Raw genomic sequence first — 17,497 nt, 5'->3', positions numbered from 1 at the left:
GATAGCACCCATGAAACGTCGGCAATTCCTGACCAACACGATCTGCGCCGCGCTCGGCGGCGCCGGCCTTTATTCCGCGCTCGGCAATCTGCGCTTGGCGCAGGCGGCCGCCAACGCTTACGGCCCGTCGCGCTTCGACGATTACAAGGCTCTGGTCTGCGTGTTCCTGTTCGGCGGCAACGATTCGTTGAACATGATCGTGCCGCGCGACGACGGCCACTATCAACAGTACCGCGCCGCGCGCGCTACCTTGGCGGTCGATCAGGACCGGCTGCTGCCCCTGGTCGCGCGCGCCGGCGGCGGCGCTTCGGACGGCGCGGAGTACGGCTTGCAGGCCTGCACCACCGAGGATGACCCGGTCGGCATGGGCGGCCTGCAAGGCTTGTTCAACAGCGGGCAGGCGGCGGTGCTGGGCAATGTCGGTACCCTGATCCGGCCGACCAGCAAGGCCGACTACCTCAATCAAAGGGTCGAATTGCCGCCGCAGCTGTTCTCGCACAACGATCAGCAACAGTATTGGCAGGTCTCGCGTACCGGCGAGGGCCGCGGTTTCGGTTGGGCCGGGCACATCGCCGACCTGCTGCGCGACGCCAATCCCGATGCCTTCATCCCGATGTCGGTGTCGTTGAACTTCGAAAGCATCCTGCAGCGCGCGAGCCAGTCCAGCCAGTACGTGATCGGCAACGACGGTCCGCGCCAGTTCAGCCGCTTCGAGTGGGACGACGACAGCCGCCGCGCTTTTCTGGAGCTGATGGCGCCCGGCGCGCAGCCGCACGTGTTCGGGCGCAGTTACGCCGGCGCGTTCCGGCGCGCGCGCGAGAACGCCTCGGCGGTGGCGATGGCGCTGGAGGCCTCCGCGCCGTTGCAGACCGCGTTTCCGGACACCGATCTGGGCAGCCAGTTGCGGATGGTGGCGCGGCTGATCAAGGTGCGCGAGGTGCTGGGCCTGAAGCGGCAGGTGTTTTTCGTGTCGATGGGCGGATTCGACCACCACGACAGTCTGCTCGGCGATCAGCCCGGCTTGCTGGCGCGGCTGTCGCAGGCGATGACCGCTTTCCACGCGGCCACCGGCGAGCTCGGCGTGGCCGACAAGGTCACCGCGTTCACCGCTTCGGATTTCGGCCGCACCTTGTCCTCCAACGGCGACGGCTCCGATCACGGCTGGGGCGGGCATCACTTCATCGTCGGCGGCGCGGTGCGCGGCGGGCGATTCTTCGGCACCATGCCGACCCTGATCAACGGCGGCGCCGACGACGCCGGCTGGGGCCAGATCATTCCGACCACCTCGGTAGACCAGTACGGGGCGACCTTGGCCCGGTGGTTCGGAGTGGGCGACAGCGAGCTGGATCTGATCTTCCCGAACTTGGGCAACTTCAACTCGCGCGATCTTGGATTCATGGCCTAGCCGGCCCGGCGCGCGCGCAGTCGCGCGCCGGGGATCTTTTCGGGTGCAAACGCTGGTAAGAGCGCGCTCCGCTTTGCTGCGGCGGAGCCGGGTATTCGCAGGCCAGGGCCGTCAGCGATTTCGTTGCGGTCCATCATCCCGACGAAAGAGGAAATCCACCGACTTCAAGCGTTCTCGCGCGAACGGCCCTGGATTCCCGCTTTCGCGGGAATGACGGGCTGTAGGCAAGGGCGCGACGATGTTGGAGGCGGCCAGGATCGCGACGTGGCTGTCAGACGCGCGACGAAAAGGCGGCCAGGGTGCGATGAAGGGCGATGGCGAGATAAGGGGGTAAGAGCGAGGCAGGAGGGAGATAAGCGGGAGTTGGGCAGCCTTAGCGACGCGACCCTCCACCGCTTTCGCGATTCCCCATCACGCTTTCAACGAATCCCCAATCCCCAATCCCCGCCTCACAACGGCCGATACATCACGAACACATCCACCAGCCCCAGGCTGGCATGGCGGAACGCGCCGGGCACGCGGCCGACGATCTCGAAGCCGTGCTTGAGCCACAGGTTGACCGCGGCGGCGTTGCTGCTGACCACGTAGTTGAACTGCATCGCGGCGAAGCCGGCCTGGCTGGCCTGGGCCAGCGAGTGCGCGCACAGGGCGGCGCCGATGCCCTTGCCCCAATAGCGTTCGGCGACCATGTAGCTGGCGTTGGCGATGTGGTCGCCGCGGCCGGCGTAGTTGGGGCCGAGCTTGTAGCAACCCAGCACCTCGCCGTCGTCGCCCTCGGCGACGAAGCTGCGGTAGGGCGGGCTGGTCCACATCTCCCGCGCCCGCTCCATCGACAGTTCGGCGGGGTAGTTGTAGCTCTCGCCGCGGGCCAGCACCTCGCGGAAGATCGGCCACACGCGCTCGAATTCGTCCGGGCCGATTTCGCGGATGTTGAAGTCGCGATCCATGCGCAGGTCTCCGGGTGCGGGTCAGGCGGCGCCGGCGTCCTGGTCGGTGACCACCCGGCCGCGCAGCGAGTTGGACATGGCCTCGGTGATCAGCACGTCGACGAACCGGCCGATCAGCCGCGGCGGGGCGGGGAAGTTCACCGAGCGCATGTTCTCGGTCTTGCCGGTGAGCTCGTTGGGGTTCTTGCGCGAGGGGCCTTCGACCAGCACCGTCTGCACGCTGCCGACCATGGCCTGGGAAATCTTCGCCGCATTGGCGTTGATCGCCGCCTGCAGGCGCGACAGGCGCGCGTGCTTCTCCTCGCTGGAGACGGTGTCTTCCAGGTCCGCGGCCGGGGTGCCCGGGCGGCGCGAATAGATGAACGAGAACGACTGGTCGAAGCCGACGTCCTCGATCAGCTTCATGGTCTTCTCGAAGTCGGCCTCGGTCTCGCCGGGGAAGCCGACGATGAAGTCCGAGGAGATCGAGATGTTCGGGCGCACCGCGCGCAGCTTGCGGATCTTCTGCTTGAACTCCAGCGCGGTGTAGCCGCGCTTCATCGCCGCCAGGATGCGGTCGCTGCCGGCCTGCACCGGCAGGTGCAGGTAGTCGGCCAGCTGCGGCACGTCGCGGTAGGCCTCGACCAGCGAGTCGCTGAACTCCAGCGGGTGCGAGGTGGTGAAGCGGATCCGGTCGATGCCGTCGATCTGGGCGATGGTGTGGATCAGCAGGCCGAGATCGGCGACCTCCGCCGAGGCGGCGCCGTCCTCGCCGGCCATCGGCCCGCGGTAGGCGTTGACGTTCTGGCCGAGCAGGTTGATCTCGCGCACGCCCTGGCCGGAGAGCTGGGCGACTTCGACCAGCACGTCCTCGAACGGCCGGCTGACTTCCTCGCCGCGGGTATAGGGCACCACGCAGAACGAGCAGTACTTGCTGCAGCCTTCCATGATCGAGACGAAGGCGCTGGGGCCTTCGGCGCGCGGCTCGGGCAGGCGGTCGAACTTCTCGATCTCCGGGAAGCTGATGTCGACCTGGGGCAGGCCGGTCTCGCGCTTGGCGCGGATCAGCTCGGGCAGGCGGTGCAGGGTCTGCGGGCCGAACACCAGATCCACGTGCGGAGCGCGCTTGACGATCGCCGCGCCCTCCTGCGAGGCGACGCAGCCGCCGACGCCGATGATGACCGGGCGCCCGCCCTGCTTGAGCTGCTTCCAGCGGCCGAGCTGGCTGAACACCTTCTCCTGGGCCTTCTCGCGGATCGAGCAGGTGTTGATCAGGATGACGTCTGCCTCGGCGGCGTCCTGGGTGAGCTCCAGGCCTTCGCTGGCAGCGAGCACGTCGGCCATCTTGGCCGAGTCGTACTCGTTCATCTGGCAGCCGTGGGTCTCGATGAACAGTTTCTTGGCGCCGGGCGTGGACGGCCGGGCGGCGCCCGCGGCGGGCGCCGTGGGCAGGGGGTGCAGGTCGGTCATGGTTCGGTCCGGGGAGGGCGGCGGTTAATCCGCGCCGGAAGGGGGCGACAGTGTAGCCGCAACCGGGGCCCGGCGGGCCCTGTCCGCGCCGCCGGTCACGTTTCAGTATCAAAGACTTGGCAGTGAGGGCGCGGCAGAGGACACTCGCCGCCATGAGGGGGAGCTCACTACTGTTGGGGATGGCTTGCCTGCTGGCCGTGGCGCCGGCCGTGGCCGGTACCGTCTGGCGCTGCGAGAACGCCGCCGGCGAGCGCAGCTACGTCAGCAAGAAGCCCAAGGGCCAGACCTGCGTGGTCGCCAGCCAATACACCAGCCGCGCCAGCCGGCCGCGCAACCCGGCCCCGGCGCCGTACGCGCCGCCGCCGGCCGCCAGCGTCGCCGCGCTCGGCGCGCCGGCCACGGTCAACAACAACCCGCCGGCGACCTACAGCGGGGCCGCGGCGATGATGACCGCGGCCGGGCTCAAGCCCGCCGCGCCGGCCGCCGCCGCCGCGACCGCAGGCGCCGCCAACGCGATCGCGCCGGTGACGCCGCCGCCGGCACCGGCCGCGCCGCAGGCGCCGCCGACCCGGTTGGTGCAAGGCCAGGTCTACTCCTATATCCAGGACGGCGTGCGCCACTACACCAGCAAGCGGCCGAAGGGGCTGGCCAGCGCCACCGCGGTGCGCACCATCCGCTATTCCTTCATCGAGACCTGCTTCGCCTGCGCGGCCCGGCCGGGGGTCAACTTCGGCACCCTGCGCCTGAACACCGAGGCCTACTCGAACGAGATCGCCGCCGCGGCGCGCCAGCACGGGGTCGAAGAGGCGATCGTGCGCGCCATCATCCACGCCGAGTCGGCCTATAACCCGAACGCGATGTCGCGGGTCGGCGCGCAGGGGCTGATGCAGTTGATGCCGGCCACCGCGCGCCGCTTCGGAGTCGCCAATGCCTTCGACGCCGGCCAGAACATCCAGGGCGGCGTGCAGTACCTGGCGTGGTTGCTGAAGCGCTTCAACGGCAACCTGACCCTGGCCGCGGCCGGCTACAACGCCGGCGAGGGCGCGGTCGACAAGTACAAGGGCGTGCCCCCGTACAGCGAGACCCAGCGCTACGTGCAGCGGGTCGGCGTGCTGGCCGAGCGTTATCGCGCCGCGGCGACCCTGGCGCGTTGAGCCCGTCCGGCGCCGGGGAGGCGCCGCGGCGGTAGCCTGGAAAGAGTCGTTTTTCGCTTGTTTTACCGCGTTTCCTGTCGCGGTCGCGGCGTCCGTCGGGCGTCGCCCAGGCAGGGCGCGGACGCGCGGGTGCGGGCGGTCCGGTTTTTTGCAATAGGGCCGATTGTCGCGCCCTTAACGGTTCCGCTACACTTCCCTGTCTTTTGAGCCGCCAGCCTTCCGCCAGTGGTACAAGTAGTCGCTCCTGGTGCAGGTCTTCGCGGCGTAACTTCGAACTGCAGCTTTGCGGAGTGCCGGATGGCCAACCAAGGGGTCCACGATCCTATCAACACGGGCCGCCGTCGGTTCCTGACGGCGACCACGGCAGTGGTCGGCGCGGTCGGGGCCGGCTTTGCGGCGGTGCCTTTCATCAAGTCCTGGAATCCGAGCGCGCGCGCCAAGCTCGCGGGCGCTCCGGTGACGGCCGACATCAGCGCCCTGGCCGAGGGCCAGCGGCTGATCCTTGAGTGGCGCGGCCAGCCGATCTGGATCGTCAAGCGCTCCAAGGCGATCCTCGACGCGTTGCCGACCCTGGATCCGCACCTGCGCGATCCCAAGTCGGACAACAAGGACCAGCAGCCCGACTACATCAAGGGCGAGCTGCGTTCGATCAAGCCGGACATCTCGGTCCTGGTCGGCCTGTGCACCCACCTGGGCTGTTCGCCGGAAATGAAGGCCGAGATCCGCCCCGAACCGTTCGATCCGGAATGGAAGGGCGGCTACTTCTGCCCCTGCCACAAGTCGCGCTTCGACATGGCCGGGCGCGTGTTCCAGGGCGTGCCGGCGCCGATCAACCTGCTGGTGCCGCCGCATCACTACGAGAACGACACCACGATCGTGATCGGCGTTGACCCGAAGGGAGCGGCGTAAGCCATGGCCAACATCCTCACCCGCACCGCCAACAACGTGTTCGACTGGGTCACCGCCCGCGCGCCCGGCATGATGCCGGTCTACCGCAAGCACATGACCGAGTACTACGCGCCGAAGAATTTCAATCTTTGGTACTACTTCGGCTCGCTCGCCCTGCTGGTGCTGGTCAACCAGATCGTCACCGGCATCTTCCTGACGATGCACTTCAAGCCGAGCGCGACCGAGGCCTTCGCTTCGGTCGAGTACATCATGCGCGACGTGGAATGGGGCTGGCTGATCCGGTACATGCATTCCACCGGCGCCTCGCTGTTCTTCATCGTCGTCTACCTGCACATGTTCCGCGGCCTGATGTACGGCTCGTACCAGAAGCCGCGCGAGCTGGTGTGGATCCTGGGCATGTTCATCTATCTGGTGCTGATGGCCGAAGCCTTCATGGGCTACGTGCTGCCGTGGGGCCAGATGTCGTTCTGGGGCGCCAAGGTCATCATCTCGCTGTTCGGCGCGATCCCGGTGATCGGCAACGGCCTGACCGAGTGGATCATGGGCGACTACCTGCCCGGCGACGCCACCCTCAACCGCTTCTTCGCCCTGCACGTGATCGCGCTGCCGCTGGTGCTGCTGCTGCTGGTCGTGCTGCACCTGGGCGCGCTGCACGAGGTCGGCTCCAACAATCCCGACGGCGTCGACATCAAGTACGGCCCGAAGGGCAACCGCTGGGACGCGAACAAGCCGGCCGACGGCATTCCGTTCCACCCGTACTACACGGTCAAGGACCTGGTCGGGGTCGGCTTCTTCCTGATCATCGCCGCCTTCATCATCTTCTTCGCCCCGGCCTTCGGCGGCTGGTTCCTCGAGCACGACAACTTCACCGAGGCCAACCGCCTGGTGACGCCGGAGCACATCAAGCCGGTGTGGTACTACACGCCGTACTACGCGATGCTGCGCGTGATCCCGGACAAGCTCGGCGGCGTGATCGTGATGTTCGCGGCGATCGCGATCCTGTTCCTGGTGCCGTGGCTGGACCGCAGCAAGGTCAAGTCGCACCGCTACCGCGGCTGGATCACCAAGCTGATGCTCGCCGTGCTGGCGGTGTGCTTCCTGTGGCTGGGCAAGATCGGCGCCGGCCCCGGCACCGATCCGGTCGAGACCATCATCGGCCGCGTGCTGACCTTCCTGTACTTCGTTTTCTTCATCACCATGCCGCTGTGGACCAAGCTGGACAAGACCAAGCCGGTGCCGGAACGGGTGACGATGCATGACTAACCACGCTATGCAGGTCCCTCTGCAAGAGCCCGCACGCCCGCGTGCGGACTTTCCGAATAGCCAGCCCTTCAAGAAGAACCGCATCGTGAAGAAGCTCGCCACCTTCGCCGCCGGCCTGCTCGTGTCGGCCACCGCCTTCGCCTCCGGCGGCGGCGACCTGATGCAGTCGGGCACCGACCTCAGCGACCGCGCCTCGCTGCAGCGCGGCGCCCAGCTGTACATGAACTACTGCTCCGGCTGCCATTCGCTGAAGTACCTGCGCTATTCGCGCATGGCCGAGGATCTGGGCCTGAGCGAAGAGGAGGTCATGAAGAACCTCAACTTCACCGGCGCCAAGTTCGGCGAGCACATCCAGGTCAACCTGACCGAGGCGCACGCCAACCAGTGGTTCGGCAAGATGCCGCCGGACCTGAGCCTGATCACCCGCGTGCGCGGCAGCGATTGGGTCTACACCTACCTGAATTCGTTCTACCTCGACGAGTCGCGGCCGCTGGGCTGGAACAACAAGCTGTTCCCGAACGCCTCGATGCCGAACCCGCTGTGGGAGCTGCAAGGGCTGCAGCACGCCGAGTTCGGCGAACCCGACAAGACCACCGGCGAACGTCCGGTGCATGCGCTCAAGGTCGTTCAGCCCGGCTCGCTCGACGAGCAGGGCTTCAAGACCGCGGTGCGCGACATCACCACATTCCTCGAGTACGCCGGCGAACCGGCCGCGCTCAAGCGCCAGAGCATCGGCGTTTGGGTGATCCTGTTCCTGGCGTTGTTCACCTTCATCGCGTATCTGTTGAAGACCGAGTACTGGCGCGACGTGGAACACTGATCCCAGTCCAGCGAGAAGCCCGGGCCGCAAGGCGCGGGCTTTTCCGTTTGCGGGGGCGGCCGGGGAGCCGCCGGTCCGGAGGCGGACGAGGGCGGAACGAAGCGCGGACTCGAGGCCGTGACGACCTTCCACAGCGGGTGGAGGGCGTCTTGCGACTGGCGGATTCCGGTCGCTGGAGAGGTCGATGATGGCGGCGAGCCCCCGTATGCGTAATGCCCTGACTCTGTTTTCGTCCACCGATTGCGTCCTGTGCCATCGCGTCCGCCTGGTGCTGGCGGCCAAGGGCGTGAACTACGACCTGATACCGGTCGACCCGCAGAATCCGCCGGAAGACCTCGTCGACCTCAATCCCTATCACTCGGTGCCGACCCTGGTCGAGCGCGACCTGGTCCTGTACGCGGCCAGCGTGGTCAGCGAATACCTGGACGAGCGCTATCCGCACCCGCCGCTGATGCCGGTCGACCCGCTGTCCCGCGCCCGCCTGCGCCTGGCCATGCTGCGCCTGGAGCACGACTGGGTGCCGCAGGTGCAGGCGATTCAGATGGGCAACAAAGTCCAGGCCGAGGCCGCGCGCAAGCGGCTCAAGGAACTGCTGACCGCCTCGGTGCCGCTGTTCAAGGCCAGCAAGTTCTTCCTCAACCCCGAGATGAGCCTGGCCGATTGCGCCATGGCGCCGATCATCTGGCGCCTGCCTTCTCTGGACGTGGCCCTGCCGAAGGACGGCAAGGCGATCGAGGACTACGGCAACCGGATCTTCCGCAGCCCCGGGTTCAGCCGCAGTCTGACCGACCAGGAACGGCGCTTGCGCGATCTGCCGACCTGAGTTTCAGCGCCACGGCGTGGGCGCGCCGCGGTGCCGGATCCGGGGCTTCGGCGCGGACGCCTCGTCGCGCATGCCGGCATGGGGCTAAAATGCCGGCATGACCGAAAGCAGCTCGACGATGACCAGCCACCGCCCCTACCTGCTGCGGGCGCTGTACGAGTGGATCGCCGACAACGGCATGACCCCGCATCTGCTGGTCGATGCGACCCGCCCGGCGGTGCAGGTGCCCAGCCACGCGGTCAAGGACGGCAAGATCGTCCTCAACGTCGCCGCGCGCGCGGTCTCGCACCTGGAAATGGGCAACGACGTGATCCGTTTCAGCGCCCGCTTCGGCGGCGTCAGCCATCCGGTATCGGTACCGGTCGGCGCGGTGCTGGCGATCTACGCCCGCGAAACCGGGCAGGGCATGGCCCTGCCGGAAGACGTCGGCATGGAAGAGGCGGGCCTGGAGGACGAGGCCGGCGAAACCGCGACCCCGCCCCTGACCGCGGTCCCCAACGACCCCAGCGACGGCGGCGACGACGACGGCCCGCAGACCCCCACGCCGCGCCGCGGCGGACACCTGCGCATCGTCAAGTAAGCGGCCGCGAACCTTGCGCATGGGGGAGGAGCGGCGTAAGCCGCGACCGCCATGCCCCGTTCTCGCGTCGCCGTCTTCGGCTGCTGTCGTAGGAGCGGCGTGAGCCGCGACCACCGAAGCGCTGAACGATGCTCGCCTGCGTCAAGAATTGCGCCGATCGGCATGAGCGCGCACAGCCCTCGCATGGCCGGACTTCGGGCAACCGCGCTGGCGGACGTCGCTGCGGTTGTCGCGGCTCGCGCCGCTTCTACAGGTGGCTGGCGCTCAGTGCAGCGACGCCGGTTCGCGCGCGACCGGTCCGCTGAACGCGACCAGGCGGCCGTCGCGCAGCACCAGGCGGCCGACGTGGCGGTCTTCGCCGTCGATCGAATAGTCGAAACGGAAGGTGCGCTCGAAGCCGAGCCAGCCGCTTTCGCGCCGGATCAGGCGCAGGCCGACGGCGTGCACGCTCTGGTCCAGCCATTGCACGCCAGCGGCGCGGCAGGCGTCGCGGCCGACCGCCTCGGCGCGCTCCGCGGCGGCGCGGCCGGCGCTCCAGAAAGCGAAGGCGGCGGCGCCGAAGATCATCAGCAGGATCAGGGTAGGCATGGCGCAGTGGTGGCGGCGGCGAAGGGCAAAGCCAAGGGGCTCAGGCCGGCGGCGGACCGAGTTTCAGCGAAAGGTCGATCGCGCGCACATGCTTGGTCAGGCCGCCGATCGAAATGCAGTCGACCCCGTCCTCGGCGATCGCGCGCAGGCCTTCCAGGTCCACGCCGCCGGAGACTTCCAGCGGGATCCGCCCGCCATAGGGCGCGGCGCGGGCGATGCGCACGGCTTCGCGCCGGGTCGCGGCGTCGAAGTCGTCGATCAAGATCCGGTCGCAGCCCTGGTCCAGGGCTTCGCGCAGCTGCGCCAGAGTCTCGACCTCGACGATCAGCGGCAGCTGCGGATAACGGTCGCGTGCGCCGTGGATCGCCGCGGTCAGCGAGCCGGCCGCGCGGACGTGGTTTTCCTTGAGCATGACGGTGTCGTACAGGCCGATGCGGTGGTTGACTCCGCCGCCGACCCGGACCGCGTACTTCTGCGCCAGGCGCAGGCCGGGCAGGGTTTTGCGGGTGTCGAGGATGCGAGTGCCGGTGCCGCGCACCGCCTCGACGTAGCGGGCGGTGACCGTGGCGGTGCCGGACAGAGTCTGGAGGAAGTTCAGCGAGGCGCGCTCGGCGCTGACCAGGGCGCGGGCGCGACCCTGCAGGGTCGCCAGCACCGTGCCCTTGGCGACTCGGTCGCCCTCGGCCACGCGCCAGTCGATCACGACCTCGGGGTCGAGCGCGCGGTGGCAGGCGTCGAACCAGGGCCGGCCGCAGACCACCGCGTCTTCCTTGCACAGCAGGTAGGCGCTGTCGGCGGCGTCGGGCAGCAGCGAGGCGGTGACGTCGCCCGGGCCGAGGTCCTCGGCCAGGGCGTCGGCGACGTCGGCCTCGATCTCGCCCGCCGGCGGCGGGGTCAGGTCGCGCTCGGGCGCGTTCATGCGGCCGGCAGGCCGTCGATCTGGGCCGCGGCGATGGCGTTCTCCGCGTCCAGCAGCGGGATGCCGTCGTCGACGATGTAGACGATCTTGCGGTCGCGGGTGACCAGGGCCTCGCGCAGGGTCTGGGACTGGGCGTCGCCGCTGCCGCGGACCACCGCGCCGGCGGCGATCGCCGCGTTCAACGCCTGCAGGCCGCGGCTGTCCAGGGGCAGCAGGGGCTGGCGGGTGGTGGGGCAAACGAGCAGGTCGAGCAATTTGCGATCCATACGGTGCGATGCCGGTACGACGGGACAGGGCGTTAGAATACGTCTTTGCGCCAAGGCACGTCCCATGTCCCCAGCCCAGAGTTCCGCCCCCTCGTCCGCTCCGCCGCCGCTGGTCGGCATCGTCATGGGCTCGCGCTCGGACTGGGAGACCATGCAGCACGCCGCCGCCAAGCTGGAGGCGCTCGGCGTCCCGCACGAGGTCCGGGTGGTCTCGGCCCATCGCACTCCGGACGTGTTGTTCGACTACGCCGACACCGCCGCCGCGCGCGGCCTGCGCGCGATCATCGCCGGCGCCGGCGGCGCCGCCCACCTGCCGGGCATGCTCGCGGCCAAGACCGCGGTGCCGGTGCTCGGCGTGCCGGTGCAGTCCAAGGCGCTCAACGGCATGGACTCGCTGCTGTCGATCGTGCAAATGCCGGCCGGCATTCCGGTGGCGACCTTCGCCATCGGCAACGCCGGCGCGGCCAACGCCGGCCTGTTCGCGGCCGCCTTGCTGGCCGCCGAGTATCCGGCGATCGGCGCGGCGCTGAGCGCGTTCCGCGCTCGCCAGACCGACGACGTGCTGGCCAACGACGACCCGCGCCGATGACCACCGTCGGCATCCTCGGGGGCGGGCAACTGGCCCGCATGCTGGCCCTGTCGGGCGCGCCGCTGGGCCTGCGTTTCCTGGTCCTGGACAACACCGCCGACGCCTGCGCCGGCCAGTTCGCGCCGATGGTGGTGGGCGACTACACCGACCAGCCGGCGCTGGACGAGTTCGCGTCCAAGATCGACGTGGCGACCTTCGATTTCGAGAACGTCCCGGCCGAATCGGCGCATTGGCTGGCCGAGCGCCGGCCGGTGTTCCCGAGCCCGCGCGCGCTGGCCGTGGCCCAGGACCGCCTGGCCGAAAAGACCCTGTTCCGCGAACTCGGCATTCCGGTGCCGGACTTCGCCCCGATCGACACCCGTGAGCAGCTCGCCGCGGCGGTGGAGCGGATCGGCACGCCCTGCATCCTCAAGACCCGCCGCCTGGGCTACGACGGCAAGGGCCAGTTCCGGATCAAGGCTCCGGCCGACCTGGACGCCGCCTGGGACGCGCTGGGCGCGCAAGCCGACAAGGTCGGTTTGATACTGGAAGGCTTCGTGCGCTTCGAGCGCGAGCTGTCGGTGGTCGCGGTGCGCGGCCGCGACGGCGAATTCCGCGCCTGGCCGATCACCGAGAACTGGCACGTCGACGGCGTGCTGTCGGCCAGCCTGGCGCCGGCGCGGGTCGACGACGAACTGGCCGCGACCGCGATCGCCCACGCCCGCAAGCTGGCGCAGGCGCTGGACTACGTCGGCGTGTTCGCGTTGGAGCTGTTCTGCCGCGACGGCGTGCTGCTGGCCAACGAACTCGCCCCGCGCGTGCACAACTCCGGCCACTGGACCATCGAAGGCAGCGAGACCTCGCAGTTCCAGAACCATCTGCGCGCGGTGCTGGGGCTGCCGCTGGGCGACACCCGCATGCTCGGCCACGCCTGCATGCTCAACTGGATCGGCGCGATGCCCGAGGCCGCGCCGGTGCTGGCCGAAGCCGGCGGGCACTGGCACGACTACGGCAAGTCCGCGCGCGACGGGCGCAAGGTCGGCCACGCCACCTTGCGCGCCGACGACCCGGCCGAACTGGCCGCGGCGCTGCGCCGGGTCGGTGTCGCGCTCGGTCGCCAGGCGCAGGTCGAGCCGGTGATTCTTGCCTTGGCCTGAGGCCAAGGCGGGATTAGGGATTGGGGATTGGTCAGAGCGGTGCTGCGCACTCGTGCGCCAGGCACCGTTAAACGCGCTTTTGCTTCGACGATTTCCTAATCCCTAATCCCCATTCCCAGCCCCCCGCAACTTGGCCTCGAGCAGGGGCGTGGCGCGGATCGACTTGGCTTCGGAATAGGCGCGCGCTGCGCCGGCGGTGTCGCCTTGCGCCTTCAGCACATCGCCTTGCAGCGACAAGCCTTCGCGTCGGGTCGCCGGGATCGACTGCAGCTTGACCGACAACTCGCGCACTGCCGGCGTGGCGGCGACGGCGGGTGCGGTCACGGCCGGCGCGACGACCACCGGGTCGCGCCGCGATTCGGAAGGCGGAGCGGTGTCGGGCCGCGGCGCGGTGCCGGCCGGGCGTTCGCGCGGCTGCAGCTGCGGCTGTAGTTTCGGCGCCACCGGCACGTCGTCGCGGCCGGACTGGGCCGAGATCTGCGCGGCGACCTGCTTGACCGCGATCGACTTGGCCGTGCCCGGGTAGCGTTGCTCGACTGTGTGCAGGGCGGCCACCGAAGAATCCAGCATGCCCAGTTCGGACAGGGTGTCGGCGGCGGCGACCCAGCGCGCGCCGGCCGGCAGGTCCGGGCGTTCGGCGGCGATCGAGGCCTGCGCGGCCTCGGCCACGGCCTGCCACTTGGCCTGATCGGGCAGGTCCTGGAAGGCGACGCCGCCATCGGCCGATTCGATCCGGGCATTGATCGCCTCGGCGGTGGCTTCCAGCCGCTGCGTCTTGGCCGTCTGCGCCGCGGCCAGGTCCGGGATCCGCACCACCACCGTGCGTTCGGGCAGCGAAGCCAGCTGCAGGGTGAAGCGGTACTCCGCCTGCGGCACGCCGTAGACGAACAGGCGCAGGTCCTCGCGACCTCCGGCCGGAATCAATTTGGGCGTGGTTTCCGGCGAGATCCACAGCTTGGAATTCTGCGGCAGGGCGATGCGATAGCTTTGGCTGGTCGCGCTTTTGTTGATCAGGCCGGCGTGGTTGAGGTCGTCGGCGCGCTGCAGCACGTAGCTCCAGCCGTCGGCCTCGGGCACGAAATCGGGCGTGTCCCAGGCCGAGGCCTCCAGTCGCGGCAGCGCATAGCGGCGCAAGGCGTTCACCAGTTTGACCACCGACTCGTGCTCCTGTCGGTCGGGTTTGACGATGCTGATGTGGTCGGCGCCGGCGATGCCGGGTGGGGCTTCGTCGCAGAAGCGGGTGGCGCTGGTCCATTTCACGATCATCTGGCCGTGGGTGGTCACGGTTTCGTAGGCGCAGATCACTTTCGGCGCCCGGCCGGCGGCCTTCAGCCCGGTCCAGTCGTCGCTGAGCTGCTTGAGGTAGTCGTTGCCGTCGGCCGGCAGCATCTGCCGGATCGCGTTGTTCTGGACCACGTATTTGGCGATGCGGGTGATGTCCGAGCCTTCCTGGGGCGTGGCGTAGAACATCAGCAGCGGCACCTTGGCGCTGAGCTCCGGATGCGAGATCAGCTCGCGCATCGCCACCAGCCCGCCCATGCTGTGGGCGACGAACACCACCGTGTCGTAGTCGGTCACGCCGTGGTACTGCAGGTACTCGTGCAGCTTGAGCGAGGCCTCGCGGATGTCCTGCGAGCCCTGGCCGAACATGCGCGAGGTGAAACCGAACGCGTAGGTGTCGACTTTGTCGCCGACCCCGGGCGCGCTGCCGAGCAAGTCGAAGAAGCGCGCGCCGTTGGCGTGGGTCCAGGTGCCGAGGGTATCGCCGAAGATGCCGTGGACGAACACCACCGCGATCTTGGCGTGCGGTTGGGCTTGGCGGATCCAGCGCGGATCGGTGGTGTTGGCCGGCGCTTCGGCGGCCTGGGTCTGCCCGTCGGGGCCGGGCGCGGGTTCGGGGCCGGGGCAGCCGGCCAGTCCCAGGGCCAGCGCCGCGGCCGGGCCGGCGGCGAAGCCGTGGTGCGCCAGCGACAGCGCGGCGGTCCGGACCCTGCGGCCGATGCAGCTCGTGCGGCCGATGCTGTTCATACGTCCGGGCTCCTGCGGCGGCGATGCGTGCATATCCAGCAACGCAACGGCGGCGCGGAACCGGTCTGGCGGCGGGTGGGCGCTAAAAAAAAAGACGGCCGGGTCGCCCCGGCCGTCCCGATGCTGCGGACCGCGCGCGCTTACTTCAGGTTGGCGGCGACGAAGTCCCAGTTGACCAGGTTCCAGAACGCCTCGACGTACTTCGGGCGGGCGTTGCGGTAGTCGATGTAGTAGGCGTGTTCCCACACGTCGCAGGTCAGCAGGGCGGTGTCTTCGCCGGTCAGCGGGGTGGCCGCGTTCGGGGTGCTGACCAGGCCCAGCGAGCCGTCCGGACGCTGCACCAGCCAGGCCCAGCCGGAACCGAAGGTACCGATGGCGGTCTTGGTGAATTCTTCCTTGAACTTGGCGAAATCGCCGAAGGCTTTGTTGATCAGCTCGGCCAGCTTGCCGGTCGGCTCGCCGCCGCCCTTGGGCGAGAGGCAGTTCCAGTAGAAGGTGTGGTTCCAGATCTGGGCGGCGTTGTTGAACATGCCGCCCTGCGACTTCTTGATGATCTCTTCCAGCGACAGCGAGGCGAACTCGGTGCCTTCGATCATCTTGTTGAGATTGTCGACGTAGGCCTTGTGGTGCTTGCCGTAGTGGAAGTCGATGGTCTCGGCCGAGATGGTGGGTTCCAGCGCGGTGCGGTCGTAGGGCAGGGCAGGCAATTCGATGGCCATTGGCGGGCTCCAAGAGTCGAGGGGGCTGGCTAGCGGGGGGCGCCGCGGCCGGCGTTCCGGTCCCGGGACAATGGAGTTCCCGGACGGCCGCCTGTGCGACGCCTTGAAGGCTTACAATTCATATTCTATCCCCACGCCGGGTTGCCGAACCGTCAAAGTCGGCAACCCGCCCTCGCAGGAGCAGTACCCATGTCCGTGATGGAACGGATCCAGGCCGAAGTCGAAGCCCATCCGATCGTGTTGTTCATGAAGGGCACCGCGCAGTTCCCGATGTGCGGCTTCTCCAGCCGCGCCGTGCAGGCGCTCAAGGCCGCGGGCGCGACCTCGCTGCACACGGTCAATGTGCTCGAGGATCCGGAGATCCGCGCCAATCTGCCGCGCTACTCCAACTGGCCGACCTTCCCGCAATTGTTCATCCATGGCGAACTGATCGGCGGTTGCGACATCACCCTGGAGCTGTACGAGTCGGGCGAACTGGCGCGAATGATCAGCGAGACCCAGTCGCAGTGAGTTCCAGCGCCGCCAGCTCCGCGCCGGCGCCGGTCCTCGCCGGGCGGGTCGTGCTCGTCACCGGGGCCGCCGGCGGTCTCGGCGCGGCCGCATCGGCCGCCTGCGCGCAGTCCGGCGCGACCGTGGTCCTGCTCGGCCGCAAGCCGGCCAAGTTGAACCGCGTCTACGACGCCCTGGCCAAGCTCGGCCCCGAGCCGCTGCTGTATCCGCTGGACCTGGAAGGCGCGCAGCCGGACGACTATGCCGAGATGGCGGCGCGGATCGAAGCCGAACTCGGCCGGCTGGACGGCGTGCTGCACTGCGCCGCCGACTTCGCCGGCCTGACGCCCTTGATGCAGACCGACCCGGCCGCGTTCGCGCGCGCCGTACACGTGAACCTGACCGCGCCCTGGTGGCTGTCGCAGGCCTGCTTGCCGCTGCTGGCGCGGGCCGAGGATGCGGCGCTGGTGTTCGCCGTCGACGACCCGCAGCGGGTCGGCCAGGCCTATTGGGGCGGCTACGGCGCCGCCCAGCACGGATTGGCGGCGCTGGTCGGCATGCTCCATGCCGAACTCGGCAACTCCCCGGTGCGCGTGTCCGGCCTGCGTCCCGGGCCGATGCGCACGCCGTTGCGCGCCCGCGCCTACGTGGAAGAGAGCGACCGCGCCGCGCGCGAGCCGGCGGCCTACGCGGCCGCGGCGGTGACCCTGCTGTCGCCGGCCGGCGCCGCGCACCGCGGCCGGATCTGGACGCCGACGCCATGACCGTCGCCTCGGCCGCGCTGCTGCTTTTCATCATCCTCGACCCGCTGGGCAACATCCCGGTGTTCCTCAGCCTGCTGCGCGGGCTGCCGCCCAAGCGCCAGCGCATCGTCCTGGCGCGCGAGCTGCTGATCGCGCTGGCCGTGCTGATGATGTTCCTGTGGGGCGGCAAGTACGCGCTGGAGCTGATGCACCTGCGCCAGGAGTCGGTGTCGATCGCTGGCGGCATCGTCCTGTTCCTGATCGGCATCCGCATGATCTTCCCGCCGCCGGAAGGGCTGATGGGCGAACTGCCCGACGGCGAGCCCTTCATCGTGCCGATGGCGATTCCGCTGGTGGCCGGCCCCTCGGGCATGGCCGCGGTGATGCTGATGGGCAGCAACGACCCCTCGCGCCTGGGCGACTGGAGCCTGGCGCTGATGATCGCCTGGGGCGCGACCGCGGCGATCCTGTTCTCGGCCACCTTGCTGTACAAGCTGCTGGGCCGCCGCGCCCTGATCGCGATCGAACGCCTGATGGGCATGCTGCTGGTGGCGATCTCGGTGCAGATGTTCCTCGACGGGCTCGGCACCTATCTGCAGATCTCGCCGCCCTGAGGCGGCGGGGCGGATGCGCGGGCGAGGCCCGGCAGTGCGCCGCGATTCGGTGGCTC

The 17,497-nt window shown here is 69.0% G+C and carries 19 protein-coding genes; 12 read left to right on the top strand and 7 right to left on the bottom strand.

Going from position 1 to position 17,497, the window contains the following annotated elements; all coding sequences use genetic code 11:
* Nucleotides 1–10 precede the first annotated feature (10 nt).
* Nucleotides 11–1,405: a DUF1501 domain-containing protein gene (locus V2J18_RS15785; RefSeq protein ID WP_336132277.1), complete on the top strand. Its 1,395-nt coding sequence runs from the start codon at nt 11–13 to the stop codon at nt 1,403–1,405.
* Nucleotides 1,406–1,854: 449 nt separating this feature from the next.
* Here V2J18_RS15785 and V2J18_RS15780 read toward each other — a convergent pair whose 3' ends face one another.
* Nucleotides 1,855–2,352: a GNAT family N-acetyltransferase gene (locus V2J18_RS15780; protein ID WP_336132276.1), complete on the bottom strand. Its 498-nt coding sequence runs from the start codon at nt 2,350–2,352 to the stop codon at nt 1,855–1,857.
* A gap of 21 nt (nt 2,353–2,373) precedes the next feature.
* Nucleotides 2,374–3,801: a tRNA (N6-isopentenyl adenosine(37)-C2)-methylthiotransferase MiaB gene (gene miaB / locus V2J18_RS15775; RefSeq protein ID WP_425606035.1), complete on the bottom strand. Its 1,428-nt coding sequence runs from the start codon at nt 3,799–3,801 to the stop codon at nt 2,374–2,376.
* 152 nt (nt 3,802–3,953) lie between these two features.
* Between miaB and V2J18_RS15770 the strand changes: the two genes are divergently transcribed.
* The 6 genes from V2J18_RS15770 (at nt 3,954) to V2J18_RS15745 (ending at nt 9,350) form a co-directional block, all read left to right on the top strand.
* Nucleotides 3,954–4,955 (top strand): lytic transglycosylase domain-containing protein, encoded by a 1,002-nt coding sequence (locus V2J18_RS15770; protein WP_336132274.1) that lies wholly within the window; start codon nt 3,954–3,956, stop codon nt 4,953–4,955.
* Between the two features lie 297 nt (nt 4,956–5,252).
* Nucleotides 5,253–5,864: a ubiquinol-cytochrome c reductase iron-sulfur subunit gene (gene petA / locus V2J18_RS15765; RefSeq protein ID WP_064748353.1), complete on the top strand. Its 612-nt coding sequence runs from the start codon at nt 5,253–5,255 to the stop codon at nt 5,862–5,864.
* A 3-nt stretch (nt 5,865–5,867) separates the two neighbouring features.
* Nucleotides 5,868–7,127, top strand: coding sequence for a cytochrome b (locus V2J18_RS15760; protein ID WP_064748354.1), 1,260 nt, complete (start codon nt 5,868–5,870; stop codon nt 7,125–7,127).
* A 160-nt stretch (nt 7,128–7,287) separates the two neighbouring features.
* Nucleotides 7,288–7,947 carry a cytochrome c1 gene (locus V2J18_RS15755; RefSeq protein ID WP_261370127.1) on the top strand — a complete coding sequence of 220 codons (660 nt, stop codon included), beginning with the start codon at nt 7,288–7,290 and terminating at the stop codon, nt 7,945–7,947.
* 187 nt (nt 7,948–8,134) lie between these two features.
* On the top strand, nt 8,135–8,770 hold the full coding sequence (locus V2J18_RS15750) for a glutathione S-transferase N-terminal domain-containing protein (RefSeq protein WP_064748441.1): 636 nt from the start codon (nt 8,135–8,137) through the stop codon (nt 8,768–8,770).
* A 118-nt stretch (nt 8,771–8,888) separates the two neighbouring features.
* The gene (locus V2J18_RS15745) at nt 8,889–9,350 is read left to right on the top strand and encodes a ClpXP protease specificity-enhancing factor (protein WP_425606034.1); all 462 of its coding nucleotides are present in this window, start codon (nt 8,889–8,891) and stop codon (nt 9,348–9,350) included.
* 264 nt (nt 9,351–9,614) lie between these two features.
* On the opposite strand, the gene V2J18_RS15740 is transcribed toward V2J18_RS15745, so the two are convergent.
* The 3 genes from V2J18_RS15740 to V2J18_RS15730 are packed head-to-tail and all read right to left on the bottom strand — an operon-like array spanning nt 9,615 to nt 11,123.
* A complete protein-coding gene (locus V2J18_RS15740) occupies nt 9,615–9,938 on the bottom strand; it encodes a DUF3301 domain-containing protein (RefSeq protein WP_064748356.1) in 324 nt (107 codons plus the stop codon).
* Nucleotides 9,939–9,978: 40 nt separating this feature from the next.
* The gene (nadC, locus tag V2J18_RS15735) at nt 9,979–10,857 is read right to left on the bottom strand and encodes a carboxylating nicotinate-nucleotide diphosphorylase (protein WP_336132267.1); all 879 of its coding nucleotides are present in this window, start codon (nt 10,855–10,857) and stop codon (nt 9,979–9,981) included.
* Complete coding sequence (locus tag V2J18_RS15730; protein ID WP_064748358.1) at nt 10,854–11,123, bottom strand: Trm112 family protein; 270 nt, start codon at nt 11,121–11,123, stop codon at nt 10,854–10,856. The genes nadC and V2J18_RS15730 overlap by 4 nt, the downstream gene beginning before the upstream one ends.
* Before the next feature lie 64 nt (nt 11,124–11,187).
* Between V2J18_RS15730 and purE the strand changes: the two genes are divergently transcribed.
* Nucleotides 11,188–11,712: a 5-(carboxyamino)imidazole ribonucleotide mutase gene (purE, locus tag V2J18_RS15725; protein ID WP_064748359.1), complete on the top strand. Its 525-nt coding sequence runs from the start codon at nt 11,188–11,190 to the stop codon at nt 11,710–11,712.
* Nucleotides 11,709–12,848, top strand: coding sequence for a 5-(carboxyamino)imidazole ribonucleotide synthase (locus V2J18_RS15720; RefSeq protein ID WP_064748360.1), 1,140 nt, complete (start codon nt 11,709–11,711; stop codon nt 12,846–12,848). Before purE ends, V2J18_RS15720 begins: the two co-directional genes overlap by 4 nt.
* A gap of 102 nt (nt 12,849–12,950) precedes the next feature.
* On the opposite strand, the gene V2J18_RS15715 is transcribed toward V2J18_RS15720, so the two are convergent.
* A complete protein-coding gene (locus V2J18_RS15715; protein ID WP_064748361.1) occupies nt 12,951–14,876 on the bottom strand; it encodes an esterase/lipase family protein in 1,926 nt (641 codons plus the stop codon).
* A 140-nt stretch (nt 14,877–15,016) separates the two neighbouring features.
* On the bottom strand, nt 15,017–15,595 hold the full coding sequence (locus V2J18_RS15710; RefSeq protein WP_064748362.1) for a superoxide dismutase: 579 nt from the start codon (nt 15,593–15,595) through the stop codon (nt 15,017–15,019).
* A 189-nt stretch (nt 15,596–15,784) separates the two neighbouring features.
* On the opposite strand from V2J18_RS15710, the gene grxD reads away from it, so the two are divergent.
* The 3 genes from grxD to V2J18_RS15695 are packed head-to-tail and all read left to right on the top strand — an operon-like array spanning nt 15,785 to nt 17,441.
* The gene (gene grxD, locus V2J18_RS15705) at nt 15,785–16,105 is read left to right on the top strand and encodes a Grx4 family monothiol glutaredoxin (RefSeq protein WP_064748363.1); all 321 of its coding nucleotides are present in this window, start codon (nt 15,785–15,787) and stop codon (nt 16,103–16,105) included.
* Nucleotides 16,102–16,848 carry an SDR family NAD(P)-dependent oxidoreductase gene (locus V2J18_RS15700; protein WP_336132263.1) on the top strand — a complete coding sequence of 249 codons (747 nt, stop codon included), beginning with the start codon at nt 16,102–16,104 and terminating at the stop codon, nt 16,846–16,848. The genes grxD and V2J18_RS15700 overlap by 4 nt, the downstream gene beginning before the upstream one ends.
* The gene (locus V2J18_RS15695) at nt 16,845–17,441 is read left to right on the top strand and encodes a YhgN family NAAT transporter (protein WP_064748365.1); all 597 of its coding nucleotides are present in this window, start codon (nt 16,845–16,847) and stop codon (nt 17,439–17,441) included. Before V2J18_RS15700 ends, V2J18_RS15695 begins: the two co-directional genes overlap by 4 nt.
* Nucleotides 17,442–17,497: the final 56 nt, after the last annotated feature.

The organism is Lysobacter firmicutimachus (assembly GCF_037027445.1).
GTDB classification, from domain to species: Bacteria; Pseudomonadota; Gammaproteobacteria; order Xanthomonadales; family Xanthomonadaceae; genus Lysobacter; species Lysobacter firmicutimachus.
This window is presented reverse-complemented; position numbering and strand designations above follow the sequence as displayed.